Origin of the sequence: Photobacterium sagamiensis, from assembly GCF_050337085.1 — a bacterium.
Classification (GTDB): Bacteria; Pseudomonadota; Gammaproteobacteria; order Enterobacterales; family Vibrionaceae; genus Photobacterium; species Photobacterium sagamiensis.
On sequence record NZ_JAKJSP010000003.1, the window covers coordinates 24,839 to 35,913 of the forward strand.

8 protein-coding genes and 2 pseudogenes are annotated in these 11,075 nt (G+C 45.8%); 6 read left to right on the forward strand and 4 right to left on the reverse strand.

Annotated elements, in window-relative coordinates; translation table 11 throughout:
* Window positions 1–22: 22 nt before the first annotated feature.
* The 3 genes and pseudogenes from L4D76_RS00430 to L4D76_RS00440 all read left to right on the forward strand — a co-directional run.
* Window positions 23–241, forward strand: a pseudogene (locus L4D76_RS00430) (IS6 family transposase); the annotation flags it as partial.
* 1,162 nt (window positions 242–1,403) lie between these two features.
* On the forward strand, window positions 1,404–2,849 hold the full coding sequence (locus L4D76_RS00435; RefSeq protein WP_428438972.1) for a tyrosine-type recombinase/integrase: 1,446 nt from the start codon (window positions 1,404–1,406) through the stop codon (window positions 2,847–2,849).
* Window positions 2,850–3,596: 747 nt separating this feature from the next.
* On the forward strand, window positions 3,597–5,009 hold the full coding sequence (locus L4D76_RS00440; RefSeq protein WP_428438973.1) for a RepB family plasmid replication initiator protein: 1,413 nt from the start codon (window positions 3,597–3,599) through the stop codon (window positions 5,007–5,009).
* 252 nt (window positions 5,010–5,261) lie between these two features.
* Here the strand turns inward: L4D76_RS00440 and L4D76_RS00445 are convergent, their stop codons facing one another.
* The 3 genes from L4D76_RS00445 to L4D76_RS00455 form a co-directional block, all read right to left on the reverse strand.
* Entirely contained in the window at window positions 5,262–5,699 is a 438-nt protein-coding gene (locus tag L4D76_RS00445; RefSeq protein WP_428438974.1) for a TetR/AcrR family transcriptional regulator, read from the reverse strand.
* A gap of 299 nt (window positions 5,700–5,998) precedes the next feature.
* On the reverse strand, window positions 5,999–6,136 hold the full coding sequence (locus L4D76_RS00450; RefSeq protein ID WP_428438975.1) for a hypothetical protein: 138 nt from the start codon (window positions 6,134–6,136) through the stop codon (window positions 5,999–6,001).
* A gap of 220 nt (window positions 6,137–6,356) precedes the next feature.
* Complete coding sequence (locus L4D76_RS00455; protein ID WP_428438976.1) at window positions 6,357–6,512, reverse strand: hypothetical protein; 156 nt, start codon at window positions 6,510–6,512, stop codon at window positions 6,357–6,359.
* A 297-nt stretch (window positions 6,513–6,809) separates the two neighbouring features.
* Here L4D76_RS00455 and L4D76_RS00460 point away from each other — a divergent pair, with 297 nt between their 5' ends.
* The 3 genes and pseudogenes from L4D76_RS00460 to L4D76_RS00470 all read left to right on the forward strand — a co-directional run.
* On the forward strand, window positions 6,810–8,141 hold the full coding sequence (locus tag L4D76_RS00460) for an ADP-ribosylglycohydrolase family protein (RefSeq protein ID WP_428438977.1): 1,332 nt from the start codon (window positions 6,810–6,812) through the stop codon (window positions 8,139–8,141).
* 277 nt (window positions 8,142–8,418) lie between these two features.
* Window positions 8,419–9,156 (forward strand): MipA/OmpV family protein, encoded by a 738-nt coding sequence (locus tag L4D76_RS00465; RefSeq protein WP_428438978.1) that lies wholly within the window; start codon window positions 8,419–8,421, stop codon window positions 9,154–9,156.
* A gap of 580 nt (window positions 9,157–9,736) precedes the next feature.
* A pseudogene (locus L4D76_RS00470) lies at window positions 9,737–10,088 on the forward strand (IS110 family transposase); the annotation flags it as partial.
* A gap of 127 nt (window positions 10,089–10,215) precedes the next feature.
* On the opposite strand, the gene L4D76_RS00475 reads toward L4D76_RS00470, so the two are convergent.
* A complete protein-coding gene (locus L4D76_RS00475; RefSeq protein WP_428438979.1) occupies window positions 10,216–10,704 on the reverse strand; it encodes a TetR/AcrR family transcriptional regulator in 489 nt (162 codons plus the stop codon).
* Between the last annotated feature and the right edge of the window lie 371 nt (window positions 10,705–11,075).

The window sequence follows — 11,075 nt, forward strand, 5'->3', positions numbered from 1 at the left end:
AGCACTCATTACCTCTAGCATTATGACTATCAACTTTTCTGGTCGCTATTTTCCTTCCGACATCATCCTCCAGGTTGTTCGCTATTACGTTTCTTATAAACTCAGCTATCGTGAAATCGAAGAAATATTGGCAGAACGGGCTATCTATGTTGACCATTCAACCTTGAACCGGTGGGTCATCAAATACGCCCCCTTAGTGGAATATCTAGCCCGAAAAATATAAAAGCCAGTCGCGTCTTCGTGACGTATGGACGAGACCTATATTAACGTCAAAGGCAACTGGAAGTATTACTTGTGCTGATTCAAGCTTAAACTCAGGGCTAAATGTTCTTCTGGTACGTTTGGTCATTGTGTCACCTGTTCAGTTCTGAGGTGATGATATCAGGTGGCCAAATTAACTATGCCCTTCAAACACAGCCTAGCGCACTATAACTTATTGGCTTGTAATTAAACAAACTACAAAATGATCACTTATCCATATTATCAAAACCATATTCCAAAGTGCTATGCTATAGCACCAATGATACATTGGTTACAGTGGCATTTAGCCTATAAGCTATGTTGGAAGCTACTCTATCAAAATGAGTTAGCCGCAAAGATTTACGCTCATCAACTTAACAAATCCATCTTGCTCATGAACGCTTCGTGAACGTGAACACTTTGCTATCTCACTAAAATATCAGGATTTATTTGCGTTACTTATAGTGATAAGCAAGAAACAGAATCTTAAAACATATCAGATAATTTGGTATGTGAAGATAAGTTAGTGATAACTATGTTATAAGATGCTTATAGACAATTACTTAAATTGTCATAGTATATTTACACATATAAATAGCCCGTGTTGAATTTTGAATATCGTATTTGCGTCCACTTAAAAACAAGTGAGATCAAACATTTAATTTGTGAGAAAATGAAGGTAAAAAACACGTTAATTCTGGTGTGAAATTTTATCATGATATTTATATTGAGATTTAAAACTTGCTGAAAACTATTTCATCATGGGCATTTGCTATAAAAAACATGACAAATGTTTATGCTGTTGATGGTGGCAAAAATAACCATGTCACAGCCGAAGGTATCCAGGATTTCTAAAGTTGCGGCTTCACTAATCTATCAAAAAGATATTAATAATGTATAACAAAAATCTGGCCTGCATACTACCCATTTTGATTCGCGCAATTATTATCGGAAATCAGAACTATGTAAAACACATAACCACATTGAGGCATACAGGATGGTTCATCGTGTACTTGAAGAACACCAGCACGAACCATTACCAAATCATCACCAAGACCCAGAAACTAAAACTGTTACGGGGTCACTTTGTCTGCACTATCTCATTTATTTATTATCTTATATAATACCTCTTATAACAGATAAAAACGAAAATTCAGGGCTTTATGTCAAACTTTGATAACAATTCTCATCTGCCAGCTTTACTTAAATCAGGAACAGGTATCAGTCACCGCGTCAATCGCATCCGTGACAATGTCACGAATCCGGCGCTCAGCTACATTAACTCACTGTCTGCCACAAACACGACCGGCGGCCGAGCCAATGCCCGGTTTATGCTAGAAAGGTTCTGCCGTTTCTTGATCGGTGACTCACTGACAAAAGTAGACTGGCTGATGTTATTGTCTAACATGGAACTGACCGAACGCGCCCTGGCCGGCTTCCTGAGTTACAAGGCCCAGCAAAAAGCCTACTATACCGGCACCAAGGTTGATGCTGATCAGCCCTATATCAATATGCATATCATGCCTGTCATTGAAGGAATATCTGCTGTAGCCAAGGCTGCTGTTAAGTCCGGACACTTGAGTGATGATCAGCACCAGCTTTGGCTGAGCCGGCTGTCAAAATCAGCATTGATCGAGGTTGAACCCCTGGAATATGGTTGGCTCCCTGAGTCACAGCCTTCATTTACACCGTCCATCAGCGACGATGAAATCAACATCAGTGCCCAGCAAGCCCTGGAGGGATTCAGTGCTTTTTGCATCACATCTTGCATCCACCGGTTTGATTGGAATGGCCTGCTAACTGCGCCCGTTGTAACGGCAACCATGAGCGAATACCTTTCTCAAGGTGTTGTTTTAAATGGAGAAAAAGAACGTGACTATAGTCCAACAACAGCTGATAACTTATTCCGAATGATCCGCGGAGTGGCTGAACATCACTGGCTGGCGGAGAATATTAGCGTTGAGCGTTTGCAACGGATAAAGGCAATCAAGCTCCCTCGAGGCTCCCGAAAATCGGCGGGCCGGTATATCAGTTATCAAGATCTCGATGTCATCCTGGCAATTGCCAACACCCACCCCAACCCGCTTCGCAGGGTTCGTGATCAGGCCATTTTCACCCTGATGTATGACTCAGGCCTTCGCCGTTCTGAAATCGTCACGTTGTCACTTGCCGACATCAACTGGACTGAAAGTTGTTTTAATATTATCGGTAAAGGCAACAAGGAACGTAATGTCTATTTCGACCCGGGAAGTGAAATGATAGAAAAGCTCCAGGCATGGCTGTCAGTTCGTGACAGCGTCACCATTAAAGGCGCCAACCTGACCAGGCAATCGGTCTTTTGTGGGATTTCAAAATCTAAAGTTCCGACGGGTAAAGCCATCAGTACCCAAACGTTAAATGATATCTGTAAATGGGTCATGAAAAAGGATTTTTACCGCCCTATCTCACCCCATGATTTTCGCCATTCACTGGCTACCAACCTGCTCAGCCAGCAGCATGATTTATTATCGGTCAGCAAGGTCATGGGCCATAGTTCGCCATCAACTACCCAGCGCTACGACCAGCGTGGTGAAGAGGCATTAAGGCGAACTATCGTTAAGCGAAATTGACGGGTTAGAAGCTAATACTGAAGATAAGGGCAGTAACTTTGTCAATGTTTAGACCTAGCACGGCCGAATTGGTAACCAATAAACAACCATACAGGGATAGCATGATAGCAGTACGAGGGCATGAGTGGGGGGAAGTGTTTTTTGATTATTATTTTATTGTATCCAAGCAATAAAGTTATAGTGCATTAAAGGCATTTTGCAAGCAGCTTCGCAATACCCAGTATCCAGTGCTAAACACAGGACAACTCACTTATCCAGCTATAGCCTATAGCAACCACGTTCGAACTCCCGCACTGAGCAGTACTATATCCATTCGCGAGGAGAACCATACTAAGATCAAAAATATTGTGTATTTGCCAGGCGTTGTGGAGTTGGTGCGGTAACTCAACGAGTTATCCACAAATCCACAACGCTTTTAATAGTAACTTTTATAACTTTATAAAGCTTTAATACTTTGCTGGAATTTTATCAGTATATAACAAGCACTTAAGAGCAATGAAGGGGAGTGAAACCAGATAGAAAGGGAGCCGTTCCAGATATGAAAAGGAGTCAAACCAGATGAGAAGAGGAGCAAAGCCCGATAGAAAAGGGAGTCAAACCAGATTGGATGCACAACTGTGCACATAACAAAGACTTAGATAGCGTGCAATCAAAGGAAAAGGGAGTGCTTGTCCGCAAGAAAAGGAGTTATTATTGAGCTGGCTCCTATTTTTTCCGCCGGTTTCGGCCTGTACCAGAGAGACGCTTATGTCAGTCAAAACCAAGCATATGACCAAAATCCCGGACTCACTGGTGATCCCCAACAAGTTCCTTCGCGGGCGCCAAGACTATACCCGCTATCAACGCTGCATGACGGCGCTGGTAATGCTCGGCATGCAGCAAGAGCGTAACCGGTTGTACGAAATCGACCCGGTAGGTAAGGCACTGACCGCGCAGATGACCCCGGCCAAGGCCAGGGAGCACTACAACAACTACATACCGTCCGAGCAGATGGAAGTTAACCGTTACCATACTTTTGACTACGAAACCGTACTGTCTTTTCTCAGTGTCAAGCCGTCGTCATTCCATAAAACCCTCAAGCGCTCATGCCAGGCGATAACCAACAAGGCTGTGATGCTGGAAGAGCACAGCGGTAAGGAGTCATTCGTCACCTTTGTGCCGATCCCCTTTGCCGAATACAAGAACAAGAAGCTGACACTCGGAGTACTAGACAACGCGGTGCCGATTTTTATGGAACATTCCCGCGGCTTTTCTGTTGTCGACCTAAAAATCTGGACCAAGCTATCCAGTCCCCATGCCATCCGGTTGCTGGAACTGGTTAGCAAAGACAAGAACCGGACCGAATTTACCATGGAAATCGAGGAATTCAGGCGCCTGTTTGGGGTAGATTTCAAGGTTTACGACAATCCTCAGGAAGCCATGCAGGCCGGGGCAAGGGTTGGGGACTATATCAAGGTACGTGATCCTGACGAACCCAAATGGAACCGGATCCGTATCTATCCGTCAATCAAGGATCTGCGCAACAACGTACTAACCCCGTCATTTAGCCAGCTCCTCAGCCAGTCCGGTGGGGTCTGGACGGCCACTGACGAAGACGGGATGGGTCACGAGCTGCTGTCAGGCCGCCACAAAGCCGGACGGGGCAGGCCGGTTACCCATATCCGGTTCAGCCTCAAATACAACGCAACCAGCGCCTGCGAGCAGGCACTGGAGGTCCAACCCAATCTGACTTCCGGCTATACCGGGCTGGATCTGGACAAGTTTAGCCGCGAGGTCTTGGCCCAGCTTAAGCGAAACGGGATCGTCAACGGTAATAGCAACCTGACGGAAATCAAACAGACAATCCATGACGGCCTGCAGCAGGTCGTGGCGCAAAGCGAGGAGATTGCCAGGGCCAAGCAGTCGGAAGGCGGCGACCAGAGCAAGGCTCCTATCGGCGGGATAACAGCAGAAGAAATCGCGGTGATCAGCACCTACAAGAAACTGATGGCTATCGATATCGACATGGCGAACGAGCTCTCCGATCTCATCAGCAACGAAGAGCTGCATCAGCTGTCGATAAACATCAGCCTGCTCAAGGATTTCGGGATCACCCTCAGTGATGATTTCTACGCCCGGCTGACCAGCCTGGCGCTGCACAAGGGCGGGCATATCGACTGACGGCTGAGTCCCTGTCCGGACGCCCGGGTGGATGAACGCAGGCATCGGCTGGCAGTATCCCTTCGGTAGAGTATTGGTTCTGACCGACAGCTCATGAACAAATCTGTAGAAACCCTCAGTAAGATGGGATTTCTAATGCATCGTTCAACGTCATCGCCAAAAAATGCTTTGTACCTATAAGCCAGGTGTGTTTATTGTAAGTTACTCAAGTTGATTTTTCCAAAGGACCGGGAGACGCTAAACCTCCATTTATTAATCTTCGTCGATGTTTATTACGGCATAGCCAATTGCCATGTAGATGAAGTTCTCAGTCTCAGACGCTTCGCCGCTGATTGATGCCTTCAGATCTCCAATTCCTTCCTTTTTCGTAAAAAACAGGCCTGCTCCAACAATCAGTCTGCGAAACTCCACATCGTTGTCGAAAGAGTTAACCCAGCTTTCGTAGAACTCTCGTGGTGAATTATAGTTGATTCTCACTCGCAGCTTGTCGATAACTAACGGCTTGATAGTTTGGTAAATATCTTCCTTTCTATTGAAGTGAGCATTAATACCAGAGCGACTAATTTTTGCTTTCTTTGCTAGGTTAGAAAACGTCAGGTACTCACCACCTTCAGCGATAATGATTTCAAAAGCAGAATCAATGATTCTCTGTCGTGTTTGTTTTGCTACAGCCTGACTTACTCTGGGCATATTACTTCCTGTAATCACTGATAATAGATATCGATAGAGGCATTATTACATTCCAGCCGAGTACAAACAATGACATAGCTTCTAGTATTGCACATGCGTCCGCTATTTGCGCTGTACCGCTCGGTACTAACGCTTACTGAAAAGTCGTGCGAAGTCAGGAGATTATTTAGAAACCCCTCAGGCTTGCTATAAGTTGCAATTTGAAAAATTGAAGGTGATATATTAAACACTAAGCGACTTTGTGTGTGGGGATTAGTATAGATTTGCGAAGTAAGTTACGAAAGTTACCACCACAGCTCTCATAAAAGAGATAAAATAAGGTCGGACTGAACTTCAGATCCAATAGCTTTATCCCGCAGCTGTTTTATGTCTTCTCGAACCAAATCATTGAACATGCTTTCTGTTTTGTGATGGTGCACAACAGTATCATTGCTCATGCGGCGTAACTCCTTGTATGTTGTGAATGGCTCGCAACATCAACAAGTTACACCGCATCTCTTTCAGCCATAAAGCCAGAAGTCATCATAGTTCGTGTGACCAATAGTAGTTTTTCCTTTATGTCTATGTGAATGAACCAGAGATTAATGGACAGCATTTATTGTTGGTGTTGAGTGTAAAACACACACAACAATGGGCTTAATAAAATTGCTTTTTCAGTTAGCTGGCAACATTATCAGATTTAATTTCTTCTGCGTTAGTCTGTATATCACCAACCATTTCTTCGCTTGTAGGCGGTTGTGCCCACTGTATCTTTGATGATTCGCAACCAAATATAAAAAATACTGTGGCAACCACGAAAATTAATTTTTTCATTTTTCGCCTCTCTTTATCTATGGAAAAGTTGCTTATCTATAGATAAAGATAATACAAAATGTGTAGTATTCAAGTGAATTTAGCTGTTGATTTATATTTCAACCATTTTTTAATGGAATGAAACATGTGTACCTAAGTAGTCCGCACCTAAACATAACAACTTCCGTCCTTTATTTTGATGGGTATCAAAGTCACTGGCTGTCATAGTGTGGTACTTTCACCGTTAGCTACGCAACTCTCAACGTTCATACGCACTAGATGCGAGTGATATTGAATCCCTGCAATACCGGAATACTCATGCGCAATACATCATCAAATAGCTTTCTTGTCAGTAGAGCCAAAGGTGCATTCCTCGGCCTTGCTCTGGGAGATGCACTCGGCACGAGCCTTGAGTTCAAGCCTCCAGGCTCATTCGAGCCAATTACAGACATGCTGGGAGGAGGCCCCTTCGGGCTTGATGCCGGCCAGTGGACGGACGACACCTCGATGGCACTCTGTCTTGCAGACAGTCTGCTGGCAAGAGGCAAAAACGATATTGATGATCAAATGGTGCGCTACATAAGGTGGGCCAATAACGGCGAAAACGCATCAACCGGTACCTGCTTTGATATAGGTAACACCATCAGGCAGGCACTCGATAGGTACCTCGCAACCGGCAAGGCAAAGGCCGGTCGTGATGATGAGTATAGTGCAGGCAACGGCAGCTTAATGCGGATTGCCCCGATCGCCCTATTTTATCATTCCAAGTCTATTCCTGTACTGCTCAAGGCTGCAGCCGATGCCAGCATGACAACCCATGCAGAGCCTCGCTGTATCCAGGCCTGCCAGTTGTATTGCTACTACCTGCAGAGATTGCTGCGCAGTCCGGCCACGCCAACAAAGGAAGCGTTGTTGTTCGAGCTGAGTAAACCTATGCAAGTGAGAACCGAGAACTGGCACGCGCAGATTAAAGCCATCACCGAAGGCTGCTTCATCCGTAAACCGGTCTCACAAATCAGAGGCCGTGGCTTCGTGGTTGAGTCACTAGAAGCGGCATTGTGGTGCTTCTGGCACAGCGACTCGTTCGAGCAAGGCGCGCTGATGGCGGCAAACTTCGGCGATGATGCTGATACCACTGCAGCTATCTACGGCCAACTCGCCGGAGCCTACTACGGCTACCAGTCATTGCCGCAAAGATGGCTCGACCGGTTGTACTGGCGGGCGAATATCGAAGATCTAGCACTGATGCTGGTCCGGTACCCTTCCCGGCAGAAACTTGCCAAGTTCGTGCAGTTCAACCAGGAATGGACAGAGACATTCTCTAATTACCCACGGCACAGCGAGCAGCTTGTAGAACATGCTATAAGCATGTTTTTTACGTCGCTGTCGGTCTATGACATCTGTATTCCTGACTGGGACTGGATGGACTGGCTCGACCGAAACCAGCTGAAACAGCTCTCTGCGAGCCAGTTGAGACAATGGATAGACAGAGCAGGAACAGGACAGCTGATTGCTTACCTGACAATGCTAGTGCGATCCGAACGGTTTTGTCATGGCACCATTGCAGAAAGCATCGAGCAGGGTACGTTGCAGGCTGTTATTGCCGGGCTGGATGAAGGGCCGACCAACCATGAACCTGTCAATGGATAAGCTCCATTAATACCGCAAGTGCCGCGCTGCTGGTACCTATCTTCACCTTTATCGCCAGTTGCTGGGTGACTCGTCGGTGATCCTGTCGAAGAGCGTCAACGAAAATAATATCGTTGTTATGATTGTGGGAATTGTAACCAAAACGTGCAAATAATATGTTTTTTATTAAAACTCGTTTAACACAAGGTAATTACAGAAAAAATAATGGTCGCTGTATTTTATTTTGACCAATTAACGATTATGATGCGCGCTCTTTGAACAATATAGGCTAATAAAATTGAAAAGAGGTGCGTTATTGGCGGTGCTTGCCCTGGCTTCGACCGCTGCCACTGCAAATGAACTCTCAGCAGGTGTTATTACTTCCTATTCTCCGGCGGTTTACCTAGGGGCTGGCTCGAATATCGTCCCGTTTCCGATGATCGGGTATGAAGGGGAGAAGGTGTTTTTTCGCGGTACCAGTGCTGGCCTTGGCCTCCTTCCGCTGGGTGCTCCTGTAAATGTCATCTTTCGTGTTGAATATGACCCCCGTACCCTGAAACCCAGTGATTCTAATGATGCCGATATCAAAATGCTCGATGAGCGAAAGTCCGGCGTGCTCGGTGGCGTCACCTTTCAGGTCAATAACATAATGGGGACGTTCGAAGGCACCATCGGCAGCGATATTGCGAACAACCATAACGGTATCTATGCAGAAGCGGTTTGGAAGAAGCCTTTTCATTTTGGACTGTATGGTCTAACCCCTGAGCTGGGCTATGCCTTTAATAGCGACAGACTAAACAACCATCTCTATGGCGTTTCCGATACCGAGGCGGCCCGTACTCGATTTGATGCGTTTGATGCCGGTTGGAGCGGACGTTTTTTCGTCGGAATCAGCTCATATACCTATTTAGCCCGCAACGTTCGGCTTGTTGGCTCGATTCGATATAACAAGCTAGATAGCGAACTGGCAGTGAGCCCAATCATTGACAATGATGACTCAATCTCGGGTACATTGGGTGTTTCATACGTGTTTTAACAGACATTCTGTGCAGTTACAGCAAAAGATACTCAATGTTTGATAAACACTATCTCACATGCGTCGGGAATATTTGGTAAGGACATGACAGCGGCGGACTACCTCTCGAATCTTCCGCTGTCAGCCAGTTACGGTGACAAAACGGTTATCAAATATTCTGGGGGCAATATTTCAGGCCGAGATATGCAACACAGGCACCACAACGAAACGGTCACTTTGAACGGATGAAGGCTAATGAGAACCATAGTTGAACTATATAAGGATAAGGAAGTACAGCGCCGGGCACGGGAATGCATACTCAAAGCTAAGAAGCGTTTTATTGAAGAGAAAAGAAAGAATGATGCGGATAGTGATCCTAAATAGCTGTTCGTAGTAATAGATCTTTTGATGAAAGGAGCTCAGTCAAAATTGTGCGCGTAGAACAGTTACCAGACTAGATTATTTCCACGCAGAGTACTGGCCAATCATAGCTCCTATTCCACGCCCTGAACGACGAAGAATGCACAGAGTGGATGTGAAAACCATATCCGGCACCGATATCACTACAGTTGGTGGCGCACAAAAGGCTGTGGCTATCATCGATGCCGCGATGAAATATCTCAACGATGCTAAATACCGGTTAAAAGCCTTTCTACTTCGTAACCATATCCATTTATCAAGGTGCCGATAAATGGTCGCTAAAGCACTTACGCTGGCTCACGTTAATTATTCTTCCTCAGCCTGCTCAACATATTGCTTTACAGGAAATGATACAAACCATTTCAGAACGTATGGCAAGGCTCACTCGCCTCGATAACGAATTGACCCATAAGGTAAAAATATAACGATACTACCCCATTGTAAAAGCGATTCAAGCTATGCGAGGCATCCGATTACTGGTCGCCGCTGGGGTCATTGCTGAACTCGGAGATCTCAATCGATTCGACCATCCCGGTTGCTCGATTTTCAGCCCTGCGCTATATCGATAAAAAATAAGGCAGCCGAGGCTGCCTTGCCGTATTCAAGATTCAAACTTTGCCATGATCTCGTCTTTGACCTGCGGTCTATGTCAACTAGGTCTTAGACGGGAAGTGCGGCAGTATCTGGGTGGCATTCTTCGACTGGCTTCTCGGTGGACGAGAGATGTACTACGGCATAACCGATACTCATGTAAATACAGCGCTCTGTTTCTACGGGGTCTCCGTCAATCCTTGCAAATAGGCCTTTCACCCCGGCTTGAGGCGAAATAATCGCACCGGCATGTTTAACGGCCTTGATGAACTCCGGTTCGTGGTGGATCGCGTAGACCCAGGAGGTGAAGAAGGCATCGGGAGAGGTAAAAATCAGTGGACGCTCGATAACCTCGGCGAACATCGGCGTTAGCACATTGACCAAGTCAGCCTTGAGCTTGAAATGGGCATTGATCCCCGAACGGGAGATTCCGGCTTTTTTGGCAATGGTGCTAAACGTCAATTTATCGAAGCCTTCGCTCATCGCGATTTCAAACGAGACGTTGATGATTTTTCGTCTAGTTTCGGCTGCAACCGCCTGGCTCACTCGTGGCATCATTCACTCCCTAAAATGGTCTCTGTCTATTATCTGGTGTCGAGACGCTGATTAATGGCAAAATGATACCAGTATTTCTCCAGCTCTTGGAACATAATTCTACAACGTATTGATATTCAATTACGATCTGGATAACTACCCTGGAGGATAATGTGCAAGCGGGACTAGGTGGCATTACCCGCCAGAACGTAAAATTGGTTTTGTCGCAGAGTTTAGTCTAACTACACGCGCACTGATTTTCAGATACAATTAGGCTGCTAGCGCGTAAAATTCATCCCAAACAGATAAATATTCAGGGTTGTCGAGCTGCCCATTTTTAATCATCGACCACAGCTCCACGCCAGCGAGTGTGGCCTTTGCGCCTTCGTCTGATT